This is a genomic window from Acinetobacter gyllenbergii (genome assembly GCF_001682515.1).
In the GTDB taxonomy this organism is placed as follows: domain Bacteria; phylum Pseudomonadota; class Gammaproteobacteria; order Pseudomonadales; family Moraxellaceae; genus Acinetobacter; species Acinetobacter gyllenbergii.
On the sequence record NZ_KV575269.1, the window covers coordinates 65,826 to 86,444 of the forward strand.

The window sequence follows — 20,619 nt, forward strand, 5'->3', positions numbered from 1 at the left end:
TAATAAAGTCAGCATAAAACTTGCATAACATTCTAATGATCATGTTGAGAATATAAATCTCTATGTCGAACTCTAAAGAGAAACTTGAAGGCTTACCCCGCCTATTTGACCGTTTCGGGCACTACGCGGTTGAAGCCTTTCATTATTTAGCCCTATTTATTATCGGCTGTATGATTGCATGGTCAGCCGTGCATACCGTGATTGAAATTCTAACGGTAAAACAGTACGCCACCATTGATGACATCTTGCTGTTATTTATCTATTTAGAATTAGGTGCCATGGTCGGGATTTATTTCAAGACCAATCACATGCCCGTACGCTTTTTAATTTATGTCGCGATTACCGCACTCACCCGTCTATTGATTGCTGATATTCAGCATAATCATAAAGCCTCTATGGATTTGGTGATTACCACAGGTTCGATCCTAATTTTAGCGGTGGCAATTTTGGTTGTGCGTTTTGCTTCATGGAACTACCCGTCTGTGATTCGGGGTAAGGATCAAGAACAACAATTGCCTTCCAATAAAACCCCTCGTCCACAAGATGACGAACTGGCATAAATAAAAAAGCAGGCGGATCGCCTGCTGTGTTCATGCATCTGTTATGCAACTCGGAAGACACGATATTTCGAGTCCACCAACACATATTTGCCTTGTACCTGCATCCAGTTATAACCGCGAGGTGGTTCATATAAACGATGGGTACGATAGTTCGAAACTACATAACGGTTACTACGAAATTCTGAAGGTAAGCGCTCGCCACGTTTAAAATTAATGCGCTGACCATAATGATTACCACGATCACCATTTGACCAACGCGGCTGCTCACGATGATCGTAACGGTGGTCATAACGATCATAGCGGTTGTCGTAGCGATCTTTATGATCATGATTCCAACGGTTTGAATCCGCCATAGCTGAAGCAGAAACACCCAACATAAGCGTTGATACCAATAATACTACGGTCTTTTTCATTGTTTGATCCTCTGTTTTTCGATCTGAAATCAGATTAAGAAAAACTCAAGGAGAAAGCATGAATAAAACCCACGACATTGCAAAGCTTTGTAATGAATAGCGAGAAATTATGAAGAATCCTCGAGAGATTAAATTTTAAAAAACCATCAAAAATCAGCGAATAATCTCAATGGTAAAATTATCATCGGTCACCAAAAGATAACGTCCATCCACGACCACCCAGTGCCGACCCTGCGGTGGTTCACGTAAGGAATAATAGTCCCAGTCTCGAATCACATAGCGCTCGCTCCGAAACTCACCTGGTAATTCATTGCCAACCACAAAAGACTCACGGCGATAGCTACTGTCATATTGTGTGTCTGGATAATATTCGACACGAACACCCGGTCGATGATTCGGATGAGGATAGTAATTATTTTGATTGGGTTGATAGTAGTAACCTTTCGGTGGCGCTGTCGGTGTATAACGCTGATTCGAAAAAGCGAATGGATCTTGTGTAGGTTGCTGGTAGGAAGGTGAAGTCTGATGATAAGAACGACGTTCTACCCCACTATAGCCGCTCCAAGCATTGTCCGCATAGCTCATCACTGGGAGATAGCTCAATACAGCCGCCAAGCCATAAATATAAGGTTGAAATTGCTTCATCGTGATCTCCCTAAAAGCAGCGTATCTGCCTATTTTAGAATAAAAAATAAGCACAACTGTTGTAATAATATTTTTTCAGATCAACTGCTGAATTACACAGATAAACAGCAGCGAACTCCAGCTCTGCCGAGATATGCTAAAATCAATTTTTTGGTTTTAAGGCAACATCTGTGGCTGAAATGAATTTTGATCGTCTCTATCAATTCTTCTGTAAAGTGCCAAGTGTACAAGAAGCGCGTATTGTTGCGCATGGTGCAGATGGTCAGCATGCATGGTGGTTTAAATTTAATATTGATGTTGAACATCCGTTGGCATGGCAAACCGTTCAAGAACTTGGGCATGTACTCAATTATTTATCCACCAATGAACGTTTACCGACCCAGTTCTTCCCTGTGTCTCCACCGCCCTATATGAACGGTGAAGCCAAAGATTTCTTGGCTTGGGTGATCCAGTGTAACCATCCAGAATTCACGCCTGATGTGGTCTGTGACTGGCTGGAAGCACGACTGCCAAGCCCAGTCGATGATGAAACTCAGTGGAAAATCAAAACAGATTTAACTGAACTCGATCAGATGGCCGATAAAGATTTAGATCAATTAATCCCGCCAAGCCCTTAATTTTTTTATTGATGACATTGTTCAACAAGCGGCTTGCACCATTATGGCAATTCAGCTTGTTGAGCTCACCTTCTAAATCAGGATAAGTCATAACCCAAATATTCTTGTGGCGATTCCGAATAAGGTAAAAGCAGATGATTATTTTTTAAAATCAGGTCTTTCATTGCCTTTTGATGAGCGGAATCTAAAGGATAAATCAAAGCAATATCCTGCATTAAATCTTCAATCTTTTCGGCATTAAAATCTGCTGTTTTAATCCATCCTAATAACGCGGCTCCGAGTCCGATAAACTCAAAACCATAGTGCTGGATTTTTTGAATCAGTGCATAGTTCTCAAAGGGATCAAAATCACAGGAAAAATAACCATTCGGCAACATCGCTAGTTTCAATGCTTCGGTTTCAATATCCGCGACTTTAACTTCAATGACACTGTCCAGAGAAATCAATAAATGTTGATTGAAATAAAGCAATGCTTCTAAATCATTTTCATCATAATGCTGCATTTTTTCAGCTAGGCTTTCAAAGCGCTGCTGCTGTGCAGGATCATTCAACTGTTGAAGATAATGCTGCAATTGCTTTGGAACACAGACATTTTGATAGCTTTGCTCCCAGCTTGGATCACCAACCTCAATCCCGTTCAGATCATCACTAAAGTCTACATACAAACGGTCATCCTCGACCGCATGCATCGAGGTATATTTTGCCTGTGCAGCATCATCCAAAACCAAAAACACTTTTTTAGGATAAACATCCTGTTTTAGAGCAAGATAGCATTCCAAGAGTTCTGCCCAACTCTGAATTTCAACAATATCGGCATAATGATTGAGTTGATGTACATCTAAATCAATCTGCTCATCCTGTCTGATCGTTAGTTTAATTTTCGCCACTGTGTAAAACCCTCGTTATGCTCAATTAAAACGTCGATAAACCCGACCCTTCCCAAAAATATAAACACTCTATTTAACCTTATTAAAAGCTAAAAAGCAGCCGACTCATTTAAACCAGCTTTTTATCCGTGAGACCAGCCTGTGACTTAAACCAGACGGTTCAGCGTTTTCATCAAAAAGAGTCTCAATTTTCGGCTGTACCTGCTCCTCATAGCGTTGTGTTGCAGCAGATAAAGCCAGCGAAAAAATTTGATCCCAATGGCTGGTCGTCTCAAGGTCGAATTTCAGTTGGTCTGCTAGTTGATGGTTTTCTTGAATCCCCAAACCACCTCTTAAAGCCACAACTAAAACCGCTTTTACTTTGTTATCAATGCTGCCATATTTAAGTGCCAGTTCAGCCCATTGCGCTTGTTCCTGTTGTTCCGTTAACGTTACCATCCATTCAATCGCATCTAGACAACCTAACTCGCCGGCTTGCTGAAAATATTGCTTGGCACGCTCAGAATCATCCTGAGTGTAATAACGCCCTTTTTCATACAAGGCTTGCGCATGTTGCTGTTCTGCCGCAAGGGTAAAATAGTGTTCAATTTCATCACATTCATCATCACTGAGATCCGCTTTTCGATCTAATTCATAAGCGTAAGCATATTGTGCGACTGGCTGCTTCAGCTCTGCCGCCATTTTTAAATGGCTGAGTGAGGTCTCTGCCAATCTTGGTAGTTGAAGCCACGCCTCAGCTGCACCTAAATCGGCCTGTTGTTGATAAAATTTTTGCCGCCACTGCCACAATTGCTCTCGGTTTTGTTCTGAAATATAGCTGGACTCATCACTGCGAAGGAATTCAATGATTTTCTGGATCTGTCCTTGTTGAAAAGCATGCTCCAAATCATGCATGAGCTCTTGCTGTGCATGTTCAAAATGGGTCGTCCATGTCTCGGTATCACATAAGCCAAGTTGCTTCAACTCTTCATCATCACAGTGTGACAGATACAAACTGGCACTCAGTTTTTCACCCTGATTCCAAGCTTGATAGAGATAGGGAATTGTCTCAATGTCCGTATAAGAAACACCATGTCGACCTTTAATGAGGAGCGCTTGGGTATTGCCCTGTGTGCTTAATTGATCTGTAATCTGATGTAATTCTTCATAAAGTTGCTCGCTAAGGTGGTTGTCATAGCCAACTGTATCGAAAATCGTATTTTTTCTTTTGAATAAATCAAACAGCATAGTGATGGCTTGGGTATGACCCAAACGTGCTGCTCGAAGCCAATATTGATCACGATAATACATATTCGGAGGCAACATACAGTCCCCTCTCTCATGATCATAAAACAAAGCCAGTTCAAATAATGCTTGTGGATCTTCTTGCTCTACCAGTATTTTGAAAAGTTCAACCGCCTTGACGGAATCAATTAAAGTATCGTTGTTGCCATAACTGAATGCCAAAGCTTGTTGTAATGTCTCAACCATTTATTATTGTCCATTTTTATATTGTCTAGCTTCTAAATACATTAATATTCAATATATTAATGTATTTAGAATGCCTTCTATCCGCTTATGTCCGAGAGCCAACTAGAAGGTCGATAAACCCGACCATTCCATAAAACGATACAGCCAGTATTTCGCTTTTGACTCGTCGGCATATTTTGCATAATCCACGGTGATTTGACGGCCATTGGCATTTGTCCATGCTGCATCAAAATACTGCCCTGCATCCTTAAACACTGGCGCTTGTGCTGCACCAATCACGCGCATATCGGTTTCAAGATTATAATTTTTTAAATTGCGTGCGGTTAAGTTGGCAGAGCCGAGGATAATCTCCGCTTGCTGAGCATTATATTTGAGTAGCATTTTGCTATGACATTGTTCGCCACGGGTATCACACCAGCGAACTGGTATACCGACTGCATTCAGCTCCGAAGCCACTTGACGATTGGGAATGCCATTCTTTTGACGACCAAACGCATCTTTATTGGGGTCAAGCATAATACGAATGTTGACACCACGTTGCTGCGCCTGCTTGAGTGCATCAATGATATTGCGTTCCGATAAATAGAACATCGCCATATCTAGATGCTCTTTGCTCTTGGCGGTTTCAATCATTTTCACAACGGCATCATAAATGGCTTTTTCGGTCAGGACTTGCACTTGCGGTAATGTTTTATCTTCGGCAAGTCCGCCCATAATCACAAATGGACTAGAACCATCAGACATATTGGCCACTGCTTGTTCGGTTTGCAACACATCAATCGCTGTTGGACCATCCACCACCAAGGCCACATTGCTATGATGCGAACTACCATCATGTGGATTGGCAGAAGTCACCAAGCTTTTCCAGCCTTCCACAGTATCAACCACCAAGGTTTTACGGTGATTGGCTTTGAAATTAAAAAGCTCTAAATAACTCCGTAAGGTAATTTTATCATTGCCAAACGGACTGCTTAACCAACCGCCCTCAGGATTATTACCTAAGTTTTGACAGCAGATATACCAAAAACCAGACCAAAGCGGATTTGAAGCACGTAAAGGCTTTAAATTTGTCTCAATCACATCTACGCCCGCTTGACGCAACTGCAGATAATGCTTTGGTGTTAGCCCACCATAGACCGAATTAATCGGATCGGTAATCACCACAACTTCGACATTTGGATGCAAACGACGCTTTACGATTAAGGCATCAGTGAGCTCCTGCATCAAAGGAAATTGTTTGACCTTGGATTTCCCTACTTCCTGATTAAACAAGAACATATCCAGCACAATGGTACTCTGTGCCTGATCAATCAACTGAAACACTTCTTTGAAGATATGCTGGTCAACGTGTTGTTGGCCCTGTGCATCGATATAGGTCTGATCGGCCAAGAATTTCACATTGGCATGACGCAACTGACCGGTAAAATCCAATCCTTTTGGGAGTGGTTTTACGCTGTGATAAATTGCCGAAGCAATGTATCCAATCGCAAAAATACACAATATGACTGCCATGTAACGTCGACCTGACCAGTTTAATTTCCGATGAATTCGTTGGAAGATGCGCATATAAACAAAAAAAGCCCTAGCCTAATGTATTAAGGCTAGAGCTTATGCTTTGATTTTTCAATGCTAATTTAGTGATTGTTTACAGAATTAAAATTCAATTAAGTGTATCCAGATAGGCTCTAACAAAGCTATTACTCCAACTAATCGTGCAACATCACTCCAGCGTGACATATTAAAAACAGCTAAACTTTCTCCCCCAAGGCGATTCTTAATCGATTTAAGCCACCCATCAAGGCAATACTACTGGTCAACTCAACAATTTCCCTGTCATTAAAATGCATAGGCAACTGGCTTTTAATCGACTCAAGCTGATCAGATAAATGGGTCATTGCTTCTGCCCACGCCAAGACCAAACGTTGTTTCTCTGAAAAGGCATTTGAATGTTTATAACCTGGAATTTTATCAATTAGCGCGGGTGCAACGCCCATGTCTCTCAACTCTTGTGCATGATAGGCACAGCAATAGGCACAGCCATTGATTTGGGAAACATATAACTCAGCTAAAGCAATCAAACTGGGATCTATCCCTGAGGATCTGATCGAAGCATGTGCGGCGTACAAATGCTGAATGGTTTTTTTTGCAATGTCTTTATAGTCCATCATCACATCACTCATATCGAAGGAAAAATCATTATTCAGGATGTGGTATAAATTGTAAATTAGGCATTATTTTGTTATATAGGTAACTTTTATATACTTAGATGTATCATGAAAGATAATATTTCAGGATGTTCAGTTGAAGAAGCAATGACGGTATTAGGTGGTCGTTGGCGCATGCTTATTATTTCCTTTCTGTTAGAGAAACCAATGCGTTTCAATGAACTACGCCGAGTAATTCCGAATATATCGCAAAGGATGCTGACCTTAGAGCTACGATTTTTAGAAGAAGAAGGTTTTGTTTTAAGAGAAGTGTATGCACAGGTTCCTGTCAAAGTTGAATATTCCATCACGGCTGAAGGTCAACACCTAAAGAAACTGGTCGATGTATTACAAGAAGTGGGGATATGGTTAAAATCGCGAACATCCTAAAAAATGCTTGCGATCGAGTTAGCTTCATTCATAAAGTGCTGCTATACAATTCACCTCCTCAATAAAAAAGCCATTCGCCGAAGCAACATCTCATGCTGCTGGCGAATGGCTTTTTTACAATTCGATTTTAACTTCGCTTAGAAGTTAAAATTCACCCCAACTGTGAAATTACGCCCGACTTGTGGAATGGTCGATAAGAATGACGCATGTTGATAAACCTGATCATCCAGCAAGTTATTGGCATTCAGGAATACACGATAATCTGTAGCCTTACTATATTTACCTGTATATGCCACACCTAAATTCAACATGTTATAGCTTTGAGTATCGGTCTCATAAGCCGCAATCTTGTCTTGCTGGAACACATGATAGTATTCTGCTGAACCACTAAAGCCATCGCCAAAATCAGCATTCACTTTAGTCCCTAGACGGCCTGCTGGTACTCGCGGTGCATTTTCATTGTCGATTTTTCCACGCACATAGTCACCAAATACACCGACTTTATACATGTCTGTGATCTGATAACCTGCCTCAGCTTCAGCACCGTAGAAACGAGCCTGATCTTGAGTGTACTGCACCAAACGGAAATCTTTATAACGATCTAAGGTTTGGGCATAGATATAGTCATCAAACCAGTTGTGATAGACATGTACATGGTAATCAAACTTGTTATTGTCATAATGGAAACCGAGTTCCACATTATTGGATTTTTCTTTCTTCAATTGATCATTACCTAGTTCATAGGTATTGGTCGCAAAATGTCCACCATTGGCATATAGCTCTTGCGCTAAAGGTAAACGTTCTTGATGTGAAGCCACTAAAGAGAGTTTGTAATTGGGCGCAAACTCCCAATTTGCAGCGCCTGAAACAGAAAAGGCTGAACCGTCGAAATCTTTTTTGCTCGAATCTTCAATATCAATTTTTTGTTGGTCTGCACGTGCTGCCACTTCAACATGGACATCATTGAACTGTGCATGCTCTAAAGCAAAAATGCTCCACTTCTTGGTGGTGTTTGGTGCCAAGAACGCTTCTTCACCAGTGAGTTCTAATTTTTGTTGACCATACTGGGTTCCAATCACCCCTTCCCATGGACCAATTGGATTATGTACCAATTCTAAACGACCATCATAACCTTTGTTTTTAAAGCGAGTCGCAATGGTGTCTTCTTCAATTTCATCATGTTTATAATCAGTATAGCTGGCCTGAGCGCGTAACTTTTTAAAGCCCGTAAATGGATCATTCAGTTCAGTACGTACATCATAACGCTCAGATTTCAGATCAATCCAAGGCCCTGCCTCATGTGCATGATCATGGTCGTGATCGTCATGCCCATGATCGTGATCATCTCCGTCTTCGTGATCATGGTCACCACAGTGTAAATGAGGACGCCCAGAGAGATGGGCACTACAGCTCTCATATTCATGGCTATGTCCAGGCAGACCATATTTATCTTGACGATTGCTATATGAAATTCCGGTAAAGCCACGGTCATAAATCCAAGATAGGCCAACATTCACTGTTTCGCCTTTGGCAAAAGTATTGCCGACACGGCGTTCACGTTCACCTTCATGCACATAGTTCGGCGCGATATAGTCATTGGCTTCACGATTTAAACCTTCCACACGTAAAGCCACTTGATCACCCAGAGCAACGGTGACCCCAGCAGTTGCCAGCTTTTCATCACTACCCGTGTTGTAACGTAGCCCCACATTACCTTCATAACCATTTTCAGGCATTTTGGTTGGAATCTTACTATCGGTCACATTCACCAAACCACCCACGGTTCCAGCGCCAAATAACAAAGTCGATGGCCCGCGAATCACTTCAACCTGCTGCGCAAGTGCAGGATCAACAGTCACGGCATGATCCGGAGATAGCGTCGATACATCAATGTTTTCAGAAGAGTTTTGCAAGACCTTTACGCGTGGCCCATCTTGCCCACGAATCACAGGCCGACTTGAACCCGCACCAAATTGATTGGAATAAATCCCTGGTTCACTACTCAATGCCTCACCAATGGTGACAGCCCCCTGTTGTAAGCGTTTTTGATCCACTACGGTATCGGCAACAGCAAAATCTTTCGATGTTTGCTCTAGTGGATGCGCTTTAATTCGTATTGTCTCTAAGCTTGTCACTTGCTCATTTTCTGCTGCAAACGTAGGTACAGATACAACAGCTAAAATAGATAAGGTCAAAATATTCTGTGGAAATGACATATCGTGTCTCGAATCAGTCGATCGTTGTTTTTGTTATATTATAACATTTCATTTATTTTGCAATAAAAAACAGTGCAACAAAGAACATTTGCTACACTGCTTCTCCATGATTCAATGAATGGTCGTTTTTCAACGATATGCCTTTTACACTTTCACATGCGGTCCTTGCCCCACCCTTATCTAAATTAAGTCAGGGTCATTTGCCTGTCGCAGCCTTAGCGATTGGCTGTATGACACCCGATCTTTATCGATTATTTACCCAAGAAAATATCACTTTGACCCACCAATGGTCAGGTATCTTATTTCCGAATCTACCGATTGGTTTATTCTTTTGCTTATTGTGGTATTTCATCTATCGCCCTGTGACCTATCGCTGTCTTGAAATCAAAGATCCTTTAAATATTCACTCACTGGATGATTTTATTTCTTTCAGCTTTCTCAGCTGCCTTGCGCTGATACTGGGGATCAGCACGCATTTGATCTGGGATGGACTCACCCATCTCGATTTTCGAAGCTTTGCTTTCAAAGAACTGCTGGCTCAGAACATCTCACTGCTGGGTTTTCGTTATCCATTACATTTTATCTTACAGATCGGGTCATCCATTATTGCTTTGCCGTTCCTAGTGAAAATGTGCTGGCATTATTATAAGCGTCATAAACATCAGCATCCTGTCCCAGCTAAACTCAAAGGATTTGCTCTACTCAGCGTCATCCTGTCCATCTTATATGGACTGTTTTCAGTTTTAGACTATAGCCGTCATATCAGTGCTGAACTTTGGAACAGTGAGCGCTATTTTTTTGTTGGTAAATCGATCAATGAGTTTACACAAGCGGGATTAACTGTCTTTACCATGGCTTGTCTAGTGTTCTTGTTTTTAGATCGGACCAACCGTCTAAAATCATTTTAACAAAAAGCGTCTGTTTAAAATTCGCTTGAAAAGATTAAGACTTGAGACTATACGTTCAACAAGGCATAATCTCCCCTTCATTGGTGCTGCGCTGTTTACGCATTCACCTTCTACAGCCAATATAGTTTGGATATATAATTCAATATGATGCGCACTCATTACTGTGGCTCTTTAACAGAAGCCCAAATCGATCAAACTGTGACTTTATGCGGATGGGTTCACCGTCGCCGTGACCATGGCGGTGTGATTTTCCTCGATATGCGTGACCGTGATGGTCTCGTACAAGTCGTGATCGATCCAGATACTCCTGAAGCATTCGCAACAGCAGATAAAGCACGTTCAGAATTTGTATTAAAAATTACAGGTCGTGTTCGTCGTCGCTATGAAGGTACTGAAAATGCCAACATGGTGAGTGGTCAAATTGAAGTTTTAGGTAAAGAGATTGAAGTTCTTGCAGCTTCTGATACTCCGCCATTCCCATTGAATGACGAAAACACCAATATTTCAGAAGAAATTCGTTTGAAATACCGTTTCTTGGACATCCGTCGTCCTGAAATGTTAGAGCGCTTACGTTTCCGCTCTAAAGTGACCAACTTGATCCGTAACTATTTCGAAGATCATGGTTTCTTAGACGTTGAAACACCAATTTTGACACGTGCTACACCAGAAGGCGCACGCGACTATTTAGTGCCAAGCCGTGTTTCAAATGGTAGCTTCTACGCACTTCCACAATCACCACAATTGTTTAAACAGTTGCTGATGGTAGGTGGTATTGACCGTTATTACCAAATTGCGAAATGTTTCCGTGACGAAGATTTACGTGCGGATCGTCAGCCTGAATTTACCCAAATCGACGTTGAAACATCGTTCATGAGTGACGATGACATCATGGATCTAATGGAAGGCTTAACGGTTAAAATGTTCAATGAATTATTGAATGTAAAATTCGATAAATTTGAACGTATGACGTATGCCGACGCGATGCGTGACTATGCATCTGACAAACCAGATATGCGTATTCCATTGAAACTGGTTGACGTTGCAGACTTGATGCAAGACGTTGAGTTCAAAGTCTTCGCAGGCCCTGCAAAAGACCCTAAAGGCCGTATTGTCGCTTTACGTGTGCCTGGTGCAGGTTCATTGCCACGTAGTGCGATTGACGAATACACTAAATTCGTAGGCATCTACGGTGCAAAAGGTTTGGCTTACATCAAAGTCAACGAACTTGAAAAAGGCATCGAAGGTCTTCAATCTCCAATCGTTAAATTCATCGAGCCAATCGTACTTGATCTATTAAAACGTGTTGGCGCTGAAAATGGCGACATCGTGTTCTTTGGTGCAGATAAAGCTAAAGTTGTAAATGATGCGATGGGCGCACTTCGTGTGAAAATCGGTCATGACTTGAAGCTAACAACTTGTGAGTGGGCACCACTTTGGGTGGTTGACTTCCCAATGTTTGAAGAAACTGATGATGGCAAATGGACTTCTGTTCACCACCCATTCACGTTGCCAAAATCAAGTGTTGAAGAAGTGAAGAGCAATCCAGGCGAAGCACTTTCTGTTGCCTACGATATGGTACTGAACGGTACTGAAATCGGTGGTGGTTCACTTCGTATCTATACTTTAGAAATGCAAAAAGCAATTTTTGAAGCTTTAGGGATTGGTGAAGAAGAAGCCGAAGAGAAATTCAGCTTCTTATTGAATGCACTACGTTACGGCGCGCCTCCACACGGTGGTTTGGCATTTGGTCTTGACCGTTTAATCATGCTCATGACGGGTGCATCTTCAATTCGTGATGTAATTGCATTCCCGAAAACCAAGACTGCTGAATGTCCTTTGACGCAAGCGCCAGCGCCAGTTGAAGCAAATCAATTGCGTGACTTAGGTATTCGTTTACGCGAAAAAGTAAAAACTGAAGAAAAATAAACCTTGAGTTTATGATTCAACAAAAACCCTGCTCTATGCAGGGTTTTTTATATCTATACCATCCCTTTACTTTTAAGAGATGAGGAACAATTATAGCGCCGCAAGGAAAAGGTAAAATAAGGATTTATACTTTGCGAACATGTCCACTAGTGGCATAATAGATTGCTTTTTTATTGAGAGATCCATCTTATGGCAATGCGTCCTGATGTACGTCGACATGCAATTGTAATTATTGTATTTTCACTTGCTCAATGGTTTTTCATGCGTTACATCTTGGCCAATGAACTCTTCAATATGGATACCAACCAGCGCATTTTATACTTCTGTGTAAGTAGCTTGGCGGGTGCTTTACTGATTTTTGTCGCATTAATCTATATGGTGCTTAAGGGCAACGTCGATAAGCAAGACTAAGATCATGTCGTTTTACACTACCCTACTCCGTATTCTCCCTTTAGCATTTTTGCGTAGTATCGCAAAAGTGGCGGCCTACTTTATCAATCAAAACCCCAATAAAAGTATGCTGTGGAAAACCAGAGTCAATTTAGGGCTAGCTTACCCACAACTGAGTCTAGAACAAAAAGAGCAGCTTGCGAGAGAAAGCGTCACCAAGCAATGTCTCAGTTATATTGAATCTGGAAAATGCTGGGCAATGCCACCTGAATGGAGCATTCAACAGATTCATACGGTGCATCATTTGGATGTATTAACCGATGCGCTCAGTGACCCAAGAGGTGCACTGATTATTACACCGCATCTGGGTACATGGGAAATGATGAATGCATGGGTACACCAATACGGTATTCCAACCATCATGTATAAACCCATGAAAGATTCAGGATTTAATGCTTTTGCCTTGCATGCCCGCCAACGCCTCAATGCAACTTTGGTTCCTACCGACGCATCTGGTGTAAAGGCCCTGTTTAAGAATCTAAAACAAGGCGGTTTCAGCGTGATTCTACCCGATCATGTTCCCGATCCCTCTGGCGGTGTCGTGGTTCCTTTTTTCGGAATTCCCTGCCTCACCAGCACACTCGCCAGTAAAATGGCACAGAAAACCCAATGTCGTCTAGTCGGATTAAGTTGCTTCCGTCGTGAAGATGGAGAAGGCTTTGATGTGTACTGTGATGATTTGAATGATCCGCAGTTATATGATCGAGATATTGAGGTTGCTACAACTGCACTCAACCAAGCGGTTGAACAGATGATTAACCGTTTTCCTGCTGAGTATATGTGGGGCTATAAACGGTTTAGAGGTAGCAAAACCAACCACTACGCCTAAACCACGCCCAGACGCGCTCTAATCACTTGTTTAAGGTGCGTAGCACTGTGGTCCGCATATTTTCCTGAAAGTCTTCAACACTATGTCTATCTTTAATATATTGAATCGCTTGTTGGCCTAATTTCTGACACTTTTCATCATCAAGCATTAGGCTTCTAATTGCATTGACAAAAAGGTCAACTTTATCAAAACCATCTCCAAGAACATCCCCAACATGAATACCAAACTTCTCAGTCAACGCTTCTGGATTACGATTACTTACAAGCAATGTACCGAAAGACAAGGCCTCTAGAAATGAGATCGGAAGTGCCTCATGAATGGAAGTATTCACCAATATTTTAGCATCTTTCAAATATTGCTCTTTTTCGGCCCCATCAACATGACCAGCAAAATGCAAATTCTCAATTGCATAATAATCCTTCATAATTTCAGAGTTTTTTTCATCTTCTCTAAAAGTTTGACCTAATACAAAGAACTCATACTCGGGCATTTTTTTAGCAATTTCACAAAATAACCAACCTCGTTTTACCGACTCAATTCGACCTAAAAAAATAATCATATTTTTTTTCTGGTGCGTATCAAAATGAAAACTTTCATCGATATCAATTGGATTTGGTAGATACTGGATATCAACATCATCATTCAATTGATATAAATCTTTCGCTTTTTGATTTAAAAAATATCCTTGAGATATAAACTTAACTCGGTCTTGTTTATACCATTCATGAACCAAGTCATATATTTTTTGATTATAATATGAGGTTTCTGGGAATAGCTTTACGGTATTAATTTCATCCCACTCATAGTGAGGTCTTGGGTCTTGAACCCATAGAATTAACTTTTTGTTCGGATTTGGTTCATGTTTTAAAACATAACCATATGTGAGTTCAATGCTTAAATAGAGATCGTAATCTTGTTTTTTTAACCATTGTTTTGCAAACCACTTGCTGCGAGGTAAACGGTAAACATTCACATCATCCACTGGATACGACTCAGCAAAAAACCTGCGCTTTCCTCGTCCAAGCAAAACATCTACCTGAAAATCCTCATTCGGAAGATATTTTGCAATATGCCGTCTAGCTAAAAAACCATATCCGCCATAAGCAGTACCAACTGCACCAAAAAACTCATCAATAATTAGGCCAATTTTGATTTTTTTCTTTTCGACACTCATCTTAAATTTTTACTCTGCATTTAAATTTCATTTCTAAACATTTTGGCCAAAATACTGTTTGGAGCAATTTTATCCAAATCTAAATTTCGCAGCATCTCATTATACAAATGTATACCAAGCGTTCTCGTACTCGTAATATCTTCAATACTTAAGCCTGAATCAGTCAATTGACCAATACATTGATAATGTACGGGATAGAACACATCTATAGGCTGGATAAATTCAACTAAGTTTTGTGTCTTTACAAAATGAGTAATCGCATCAGGGCCTATAACGCCCCATGGCATATCTGCGATATGCTGACCTATACCTAACATTTTTTTGAGTTTTAAGCGTTTTTGACGAGATTTTTTATACCATGGAGGTACAAAAAATGGGTTATAAGCAGCATCCAATAAAGCGGCTAACAAGTTACTATCCTGAGGCATTGCTAATACTGCACCATTGATCTTATGATCACTTTCAAAGCCCAATAAATATTGAGACTCAGGAATCTCAATAGGCTTTAAACAATAAACATCACAATCAACATATATTCCAGAAACTTTTTTTAATAACTCATATCTAAACACATCAGAAAAAAGTGCATAACTTCCTGTTTGATTATGTTTAAAAATTTTGTCTGCTGGAATAATTAGATTTGCATCAACACACTCTACACCTTCTGGTACATCAGTAATTGTGTCATAAGCATGTAACAAAACCTTATGCCCACGCATCACAAATGATCTCAGGCAACAACTAGAAATTTGGCCTAAGGTTTTGCCAATCCACAGCGCATGAATCGTTGGAAGTTCCATTGGTACCTCATCAGTCAAATGCATAAAACATTTAAGACTATTTAAATTTTATTTTAACTTTGAATGGAAGTCGATAAAGTTGCAAGAATGCCCGTATAAGCTCTCTCTTCACCTTCTGCAGCAGATTTTTTTCTTTGACTTTCTCTGTATTTCGCCACGATAAACTCGATTTGAACTTTTTAGTTTCTGGATATAACAAGTATTCCTGAATACAGAGAGCGGGGTTCATTTGATAAACAGAATATTCTCCATCCTGTAAATATTTTTTAAACATTATTTGGTCAATATGATCAACTGACGCTAATGCTTTTACATAGTTAAATAAACTTTTAGCTGCTTTATTGGAAAGAATATATCCGGCCGTACCAAAATTAGCATTTAATAATTTTGAGATTACCCGACCATGCTCTACTGTCACTTTATTATTAATTGATAGATAATTAAATTTAGAATTTTTTTCGAGTTTTAAAATTTCCCATCTACCCTTAATCCATTGACTATTCACTAGAAAGTCATTGGCACGCTCACCCAAATAGATATCATCTTCAAACACTGCAATATAGTCCATCTGTTCATCAATTGCTTTCTTCCAAAGCAATACATGACTAAATAGACATCCTAACTCGCCTTTACTTAGACCACTGTCAAGAATAGAAATTGAATACTTTTGAGCAAGCTCATCAATCTCTTGCGGTTCAATCGCATCAAAAAATTGAAAAGGGATATCCTTACAAGCAAATTGTTCCTGTATATGTAATCTACGATCAACTGCAGATTTTAGACTAATAACAAAACTTCTCACTTATAAGTTACTCGACACGCAAAAAAGATAATTTTTAACTGTGCTGCAATTCGAGCTATTTCAACCAATGCTTTTTGTAAACCACCAACTTTATTGGCTCTCATTCTTTTCTTTCGTTCAGACGTTAACTGACTTCTAAGCTGTACGCTACTTGAACGGTAATGAAGAATCGTATCTTGAATACACAATGCAGGCTGCATTTGATACATTTCAAACCCATGATTTTTAACAATATATTCAAACATGAAATTATCTAAGGGAATAATGTAATCAATTTTTTTAATTTCATTTAGTAAAAATTTTGCCCCTTGTAAAGACAAAATATAACCCGCTGTACCCAAGTTTTTGCCAGGTAATTTATAAATTGCTCTGCCAACATCGGGAAAGTCTTTACATTTAGAGCCTAAGATCACTTTGGGTGTAAAAGCCTCTAATTTGACCAAATGCCAATCGTTTTCAATCCAATCAGAATGATTCAAAAAAAGATCTGCTTTTTCCCCTAGATGAATGTCATCTTCAAAAATTGCCATATGAGGAATATTTTCATCTACGATTTTTTGCCATAGATGAACATGACTCATAAAACATGCGAGCTCGCCTTTTGCAATATAACTCTCATGTATACTTAATTTCATCGCCTGAGCATCACGAGCTGCAATATCAGGGGTCACTGCATCAAAAAAATTAAACGCTATTCCCTGCCCCTCAAATTGAGATGAAATATGACTACGGCGCTCTGTAGCGCTTGAAAGGCTTATAACAAACTTTTTCATACTGATGGAAAATTCATAAAAATTAGGCGACATGCCTACAGGCCATAAGGATACTGTTTTTTCATAATGATGTACATTATTTCGATTACCTAAGCTTACGATCTTTATAAGCCAATGAAATGAGTGATCTACGCTTCAAATAGGACATTAATTAAGGACATATTCATTCAATATGACTTGCAACAAGCGCGCCTTTGCATCAGTTTGTTATGGTAAGTTAGATGTGTTTTTCTAAAGACCAATATTAATTTAAATCAAATACTTCTGCTTTTACAGCAATTGATTAATTTGCATTTTTTAAATATATCCCTTTTACAATTCATACACAGCAAAACATAATCTTGCAACTAAAAACACAGGCTCAAACTTTTATCAAAACCCCATCAAGTTAGATTAAAAACCATTGATAAACATCGCCTTTATTCAAATAAAGCATCTATCCAGCTCAAATCATTAATTATTTTTAATATTTTAAAGTTTTTCCTCTTTAAAAATAGAATGACAACAAAATGGCCGTTATAAATCAAAATCTATAAACTATAGTGACAACATCTAAATAGCACTTTAACTCCCATATAAAATATATTTATTATCATTACATTAGCTCACACAAAAACTTTATAACACAATCAAAAATTAGAGAAATATTTCAAAAATAACTGCGCTTTTTAGTTATAATCGAAGGCAAAGCCTTAAAAAATGGAAGCTAGGAATGTCTAACTCCACAATTAAAATTTTTGTTGGTTGCGATCCGAACAACTGTGACTTAGAACAAATGATGGTTCTGGACTATAGTGTCCGCAAGCATACCAATCATCCAGTTGAAATTATATGGATGCAGCTTAGTCACGATCCGAATAGTCCATGGTATACCAATCAGCAAACTGGTGAAGGTTGGCATACAGCACATTGGGCAACCCCTTTTTCAGGTTTTAGATGGGCAATTCCAGAATCATGTAATTTTGAAGGTCGTGCCATTTATATGGATGCTGATGTCGTCGTACTCTGCGATATTGCAGAATTGTGGGCGCACCCTAAAAAAGATGATGCAATGGTGATTGCCAAAGGCGGAAAGAACTCAGCCAGACTCTGTACTTGTGTTTGGGATTGTGAGAAAGCCAAAGCATATCTTCCCCCATTAAAAGAGATTCAAGCTGATCCTGAAAGCCATAAAAAGCTGATGCGGCTTTTAAAAGACAAACCCAAATTAGTTCAATCTTATCAAGACTCCTACAATAATATTGATGGTGAAGATTTAGCTGTTGATCAAATCAAAATCCTGCATTATTCAGATATGGGTACCCAGTTTAGCCACAAGTATTCATTACCACGCCTAGAGGCTGCAGGTCAGAAACATTGGTTTGATGGTAAAATTATGCCGCATCCACGTGAGGATTTGACGGAACTATTTGATCAATATTATCAAGAGGCGATTGCCGCCGGTTATCATCCAGAGAACTATCGTATTGAGCCATTTGGTGATTTCTCTAAAGCATCCCAAATACATTATCGTGGCAATAAAGTGACACGCCCAGAAGATAAAAATTGGTTTGCACGCTCCCTTCACAACCTAAAAACCAAGTTGAAAAAGAAAAGCTTTTCTTTAGATGACTAAAATATAATTGAAACTAGATCAGCTCTAATCCGCTATCTAGTTTCATTACTCTTGATGATTTTATAAATGAGTTTTTAAATGGTTCACTTCTTTTCAGGTCGTATTTCTAGAAGTATTTATAAATTGATTTATAAACTTTTCTTCCCTAAAGTAGCAAAACACAACCGTCGCTATTGGCCACTTTATAGTGTTGAACGCGACTCACAGAATCGTCTTGAGAAAATTTATTTTAAGAAAAAACTGGTTTCTAATAATCTCATTCCCCCACAAGTTTCGCATAAAAAATGCACGCTGGTCGCAACAGGCCCTTCGATTCAACAACTAAATCCTGAAATTTTGCATCAAAGCGATCAAGATTATATCGGTGTAAATGGCGCTATCGCATTTGATTCAATTCCATTTTCCAGTTATGTCATTATTGACCATAACTTTGTGAATGATCGTTTCGACCTAGTTCAAAAAGTCTTGAATAGCGATTGCACGTTTTACACCACACCTCGTTGCCTAGACCTGATTTTAAGACATGTTCGGATTGAAGACCTTCATTGCCAAATCAAAACCATTGAAACGATTACTGACGGTCAAGTCGAAACCTTTTTGGACCATGCTAGACACTTTGATCAAAATGAAACTGACTTCTTTATTCACAAAAGCATGGGTTTTTCACTTGATATCTATAAAGGGACTTTTGACTACTTTACCGTGGCTTATGTAGCCCTTCAGATTCTCTATACACTGGGGTATAAAGAAATTTATATCGCGGGTTTAGACATGAATAATTTTTCTCAACCACGTTTTTATGAAAGTATTGGCGGACAGCAACCGACCACCTTAAATCATCATGTCGATGACGTATTTCAAGCCTTTGATGTCGCGGCAACGCTATTTAAAGAAAAAGAGGTTAAAGTTTTTAACCTGTCTCAAAACAGTGCTGTACAAGCATTTGAGAAGATTGACCCGAGCACCTTGCTTTAAACCCTGAAAGCTCTTGTTTTAGATATCGAGTAATGAACCTTCTAGATACATGCCTTTTTCATAATAATGACTCAGGGTTTTCCTTTCCTTTCCTGCAAGCTTAATTAGCTTTGGCATTTGCTGAGGCGGGTAATTGATTGCCATATCAATTAGCACTTTTTCTTTCACCCATTGATGTTTCACTTGGAAAAACAGGGCATTTTTGTCACAGTTAATTAAGCTCATACTTGGCAAATGACGACGCATCACCTTCTGACAAGCCACGTAAGCGACTAAATATTCTAATCGACCAATCTGTTGAAACAAATCTTGATAGTCTGGCTCGGTTTCCTTAAGCTGCTGTAAATACGCTTTAGGCGTCATTTCAATGGCTTGAGCCAATTCATCAAACCAATATTTAAAGAAGATATTTTTCTCTACACTGGCCAGTAACCAATTCTCTAAGACGGGAAATTTTTTGAGTGTTGTATTCTTGGCACGGTAATAGGCAAAGCTGTTGGTATGATTCTTCGCAATCAGTTCCTGAATCCAGTCTAAGCTTTCATAAACAAGGATGCTTGCATCCAACCAAATTCCTCCATGCTGATAAATCAACTCAAAACGGAGCAAATCGGCCTTTTGTTGTGGTGTTGCTTTTGGGAAACGATCAAAATCAATATCACTAAAGTTTTTCACTGTATCTGGCGTGAGAAAATAAACCTCATAATCCGGATTGGTCTTTTTTACTTGCTCAACACATTTTTCGACAAAGCCTGAAAGTGAACCTTCCCAATACATCCAGATTTTTTTAGGAATTACGGCATCCTGCACAATCGGATTGAGCACAATCAAATCCGCCTCGTTATCCATCGCGTCGTTTAACCCTCTCTGTTTATTCGAATACATCGTATAAAACTTTAAGAGATAGAATATTTTTTTAAATATCTTCATAAGGAAACTCAGCTAAAAACCAAAACACGTGTGCA

Annotated in this window: 21 protein-coding genes; 9 read left to right on the forward strand and 12 right to left on the reverse strand. The window is 39.5% G+C overall.

Annotated elements, in window-relative coordinates; all coding sequences use genetic code 11:
- Positions 1 to 62 precede the first annotated feature (62 nt).
- The gene (locus NG55_RS17410) at positions 63 to 560 is read left to right on the forward strand and encodes a phosphate-starvation-inducible protein PsiE (protein WP_016540663.1); all 498 of its coding nucleotides are present in this window, start codon (positions 63 to 65) and stop codon (positions 558 to 560) included.
- 41 nt (positions 561 to 601) lie between these two features.
- Here the strand turns inward: NG55_RS17410 and NG55_RS17415 are convergent, their stop codons facing one another.
- Entirely contained in the window at positions 602 to 973 is a 372-nt protein-coding gene (locus tag NG55_RS17415) for an RcnB family protein (protein WP_016660161.1), read from the reverse strand.
- Between the two features lie 153 nt (positions 974 to 1,126).
- The gene (locus NG55_RS17420; protein WP_065343947.1) at positions 1,127 to 1,618 is read right to left on the reverse strand and encodes an RcnB family protein; all 492 of its coding nucleotides are present in this window, start codon (positions 1,616 to 1,618) and stop codon (positions 1,127 to 1,129) included.
- Positions 1,619 to 1,797: 179 nt separating this feature from the next.
- Between NG55_RS17420 and NG55_RS17425 the strand changes: the two genes are divergently transcribed.
- Positions 1,798 to 2,235 carry a hypothetical protein gene (locus tag NG55_RS17425; RefSeq protein WP_065344011.1) on the forward strand — a complete coding sequence of 146 codons (438 nt, stop codon included), beginning with the start codon at positions 1,798 to 1,800 and terminating at the stop codon, positions 2,233 to 2,235.
- A 77-nt stretch (positions 2,236 to 2,312) separates the two neighbouring features.
- Here the strand turns inward: NG55_RS17425 and NG55_RS17430 are convergent, their stop codons facing one another.
- The 4 genes from NG55_RS17430 to NG55_RS17445 form a co-directional block, all read right to left on the reverse strand.
- On the reverse strand, positions 2,313 to 3,122 hold the full coding sequence (locus NG55_RS17430; protein WP_065343948.1) for a hypothetical protein: 810 nt from the start codon (positions 3,120 to 3,122) through the stop codon (positions 2,313 to 2,315).
- A gap of 105 nt (positions 3,123 to 3,227) precedes the next feature.
- Positions 3,228 to 4,592: an SEL1-like repeat protein gene (locus NG55_RS17435; RefSeq protein WP_065343949.1), complete on the reverse strand. Its 1,365-nt coding sequence runs from the start codon at positions 4,590 to 4,592 to the stop codon at positions 3,228 to 3,230.
- 102 nt (positions 4,593 to 4,694) lie between these two features.
- Entirely contained in the window at positions 4,695 to 6,158 is a 1,464-nt protein-coding gene (locus tag NG55_RS17440; RefSeq protein ID WP_171258004.1) for a phospholipase D family protein, read from the reverse strand.
- A 182-nt stretch (positions 6,159 to 6,340) separates the two neighbouring features.
- On the reverse strand, positions 6,341 to 6,757 hold the full coding sequence (locus tag NG55_RS17445) for a carboxymuconolactone decarboxylase family protein (protein ID WP_065344012.1): 417 nt from the start codon (positions 6,755 to 6,757) through the stop codon (positions 6,341 to 6,343).
- Between the two features lie 108 nt (positions 6,758 to 6,865).
- Between NG55_RS17445 and NG55_RS17450 the strand changes: the two genes are divergently transcribed.
- Positions 6,866 to 7,186, forward strand: a complete 321-nt coding sequence (locus tag NG55_RS17450) for a winged helix-turn-helix transcriptional regulator (protein WP_016540671.1) — start codon at positions 6,866 to 6,868, stop codon at positions 7,184 to 7,186.
- A 137-nt stretch (positions 7,187 to 7,323) separates the two neighbouring features.
- On the opposite strand, the gene znuD is transcribed toward NG55_RS17450, so the two are convergent.
- On the reverse strand, positions 7,324 to 9,402 hold the full coding sequence (znuD, locus tag NG55_RS17455) for a zinc piracy TonB-dependent receptor ZnuD (RefSeq protein ID WP_065343951.1): 2,079 nt from the start codon (positions 9,400 to 9,402) through the stop codon (positions 7,324 to 7,326).
- Positions 9,403 to 9,539: 137 nt separating this feature from the next.
- Between znuD and NG55_RS17460 the strand changes: the two genes are divergently transcribed.
- The 4 genes from NG55_RS17460 to NG55_RS17475 all read left to right on the forward strand — a co-directional run bounded on the left by NG55_RS17460 (position 9,540) and on the right by NG55_RS17475 (position 13,515).
- Positions 9,540 to 10,310 (forward strand): DUF4184 family protein, encoded by a 771-nt coding sequence (locus NG55_RS17460; RefSeq protein ID WP_065343952.1) that lies wholly within the window; start codon positions 9,540 to 9,542, stop codon positions 10,308 to 10,310.
- Positions 10,311 to 10,454: 144 nt separating this feature from the next.
- Entirely contained in the window at positions 10,455 to 12,236 is a 1,782-nt protein-coding gene (gene aspS, locus NG55_RS17465) for an aspartate--tRNA ligase (RefSeq protein WP_065343953.1), read from the forward strand.
- Between the two features lie 189 nt (positions 12,237 to 12,425).
- Positions 12,426 to 12,647, forward strand: a complete 222-nt coding sequence (locus NG55_RS17470; RefSeq protein ID WP_005269244.1) for a hypothetical protein — start codon at positions 12,426 to 12,428, stop codon at positions 12,645 to 12,647.
- 4 nt (positions 12,648 to 12,651) lie between these two features.
- The gene (locus tag NG55_RS17475) at positions 12,652 to 13,515 is read left to right on the forward strand and encodes a lysophospholipid acyltransferase family protein (protein ID WP_016660158.1); all 864 of its coding nucleotides are present in this window, start codon (positions 12,652 to 12,654) and stop codon (positions 13,513 to 13,515) included.
- 22 nt (positions 13,516 to 13,537) lie between these two features.
- Here NG55_RS17475 and NG55_RS17480 read toward each other — a convergent pair whose 3' ends face one another.
- Genes NG55_RS17480 through NG55_RS17495 form a run of 4 tightly spaced genes read right to left on the reverse strand, consistent with a single transcriptional unit; the run spans position 13,538 to position 17,097 of the window.
- Positions 13,538 to 14,689, reverse strand: a complete 1,152-nt coding sequence (locus NG55_RS17480; protein WP_016540675.1) for a glycosyltransferase family 4 protein — start codon at positions 14,687 to 14,689, stop codon at positions 13,538 to 13,540.
- A gap of 20 nt (positions 14,690 to 14,709) precedes the next feature.
- Positions 14,710 to 15,489 (reverse strand): glycosyltransferase, encoded by a 780-nt coding sequence (locus NG55_RS17485; protein WP_016540676.1) that lies wholly within the window; start codon positions 15,487 to 15,489, stop codon positions 14,710 to 14,712.
- A 37-nt stretch (positions 15,490 to 15,526) separates the two neighbouring features.
- The gene (locus tag NG55_RS17490) at positions 15,527 to 16,291 is read right to left on the reverse strand and encodes a glycosyltransferase family 25 protein (RefSeq protein ID WP_016540677.1); all 765 of its coding nucleotides are present in this window, start codon (positions 16,289 to 16,291) and stop codon (positions 15,527 to 15,529) included.
- Positions 16,288 to 17,097 (reverse strand): glycosyltransferase family 25 protein, encoded by an 810-nt coding sequence (locus NG55_RS17495; RefSeq protein ID WP_081409015.1) that lies wholly within the window; start codon positions 17,095 to 17,097, stop codon positions 16,288 to 16,290. Before NG55_RS17495 ends, NG55_RS17490 begins: the two co-directional genes overlap by 4 nt.
- 679 nt (positions 17,098 to 17,776) lie before the next feature.
- Between NG55_RS17495 and NG55_RS17500 the strand changes: the two genes are divergently transcribed.
- Positions 17,777 to 18,679 carry a hypothetical protein gene (locus NG55_RS17500; protein ID WP_016540679.1) on the forward strand — a complete coding sequence of 301 codons (903 nt, stop codon included), beginning with the start codon at positions 17,777 to 17,779 and terminating at the stop codon, positions 18,677 to 18,679.
- 78 nt (positions 18,680 to 18,757) lie between these two features.
- Positions 18,758 to 19,654, forward strand: a complete 897-nt coding sequence (locus NG55_RS17505) for a lipopolysaccharide biosynthesis protein (protein WP_065343955.1) — start codon at positions 18,758 to 18,760, stop codon at positions 19,652 to 19,654.
- 18 nt (positions 19,655 to 19,672) lie between these two features.
- Here the strand turns inward: NG55_RS17505 and NG55_RS17510 are convergent, their stop codons facing one another.
- Positions 19,673 to 20,584, reverse strand: a complete 912-nt coding sequence (locus NG55_RS17510; RefSeq protein WP_016660157.1) for a glycosyltransferase family 32 protein — start codon at positions 20,582 to 20,584, stop codon at positions 19,673 to 19,675.
- Positions 20,585 to 20,619: the final 35 nt, after the last annotated feature.

What these genes read in the sequence shown, in the direction of transcription:
- NG55_RS17425 (WP_065344011.1), top strand. Translation starts at nt 1,798, where the DNA reads ATGAATTTTGATCGTCTCTATCAATTCTTCTGTAAAGTGCCAAGTGTA.
- NG55_RS17500 (WP_016540679.1), top strand. Translation starts at nt 17,777, where the DNA reads ATGTCTAACTCCACAATTAAAATTTTTGTTGGTTGCGATCCGAACAAC.
- NG55_RS17475 (WP_016660158.1), top strand. Translation starts at nt 12,652, where the DNA reads ATGTCGTTTTACACTACCCTACTCCGTATTCTCCCTTTAGCATTTTTG.
- NG55_RS17505 (WP_065343955.1), top strand. Translation starts at nt 18,758, where the DNA reads ATGGTTCACTTCTTTTCAGGTCGTATTTCTAGAAGTATTTATAAATTG.
- NG55_RS17495 (WP_081409015.1), bottom strand. Translation starts at nt 17,097, where the DNA reads ATGTCGCCTAATTTTTATGAATTTTCCATCAGTATGAAAAAGTTTGTT.
- NG55_RS17435 (WP_065343949.1), bottom strand. Translation starts at nt 4,592, where the DNA reads ATGGTTGAGACATTACAACAAGCTTTGGCATTCAGTTATGGCAACAAC.
- NG55_RS17480 (WP_016540675.1), bottom strand. Translation starts at nt 14,689, where the DNA reads ATGAGTGTCGAAAAGAAAAAAATCAAAATTGGCCTAATTATTGATGAG.
- NG55_RS17410 (WP_016540663.1), top strand. Translation starts at nt 63, where the DNA reads ATGTCGAACTCTAAAGAGAAACTTGAAGGCTTACCCCGCCTATTTGAC.
- NG55_RS17470 (WP_005269244.1), top strand. Translation starts at nt 12,426, where the DNA reads ATGGCAATGCGTCCTGATGTACGTCGACATGCAATTGTAATTATTGTA.
- znuD (WP_065343951.1), bottom strand. Translation starts at nt 9,402, where the DNA reads ATGTCATTTCCACAGAATATTTTGACCTTATCTATTTTAGCTGTTGTA.
- NG55_RS17445 (WP_065344012.1), bottom strand. Translation starts at nt 6,757, where the DNA reads ATGGACTATAAAGACATTGCAAAAAAAACCATTCAGCATTTGTACGCC.
- NG55_RS17440 (WP_171258004.1), bottom strand. Translation starts at nt 6,158, where the DNA reads ATGCGCATCTTCCAACGAATTCATCGGAAATTAAACTGGTCAGGTCGA.
- NG55_RS17460 (WP_065343952.1), top strand. Translation starts at nt 9,540, where the DNA reads ATGCCTTTTACACTTTCACATGCGGTCCTTGCCCCACCCTTATCTAAA.
- NG55_RS17420 (WP_065343947.1), bottom strand. Translation starts at nt 1,618, where the DNA reads ATGAAGCAATTTCAACCTTATATTTATGGCTTGGCGGCTGTATTGAGC.
- NG55_RS17450 (WP_016540671.1), top strand. Translation starts at nt 6,866, where the DNA reads ATGAAAGATAATATTTCAGGATGTTCAGTTGAAGAAGCAATGACGGTA.
- NG55_RS17485 (WP_016540676.1), bottom strand. Translation starts at nt 15,489, where the DNA reads ATGGAACTTCCAACGATTCATGCGCTGTGGATTGGCAAAACCTTAGGC.
- NG55_RS17415 (WP_016660161.1), bottom strand. Translation starts at nt 973, where the DNA reads ATGAAAAAGACCGTAGTATTATTGGTATCAACGCTTATGTTGGGTGTT.
- aspS (WP_065343953.1), top strand. Translation starts at nt 10,455, where the DNA reads ATGATGCGCACTCATTACTGTGGCTCTTTAACAGAAGCCCAAATCGAT.
- NG55_RS17510 (WP_016660157.1), bottom strand. Translation starts at nt 20,584, where the DNA reads ATGAAGATATTTAAAAAAATATTCTATCTCTTAAAGTTTTATACGATG.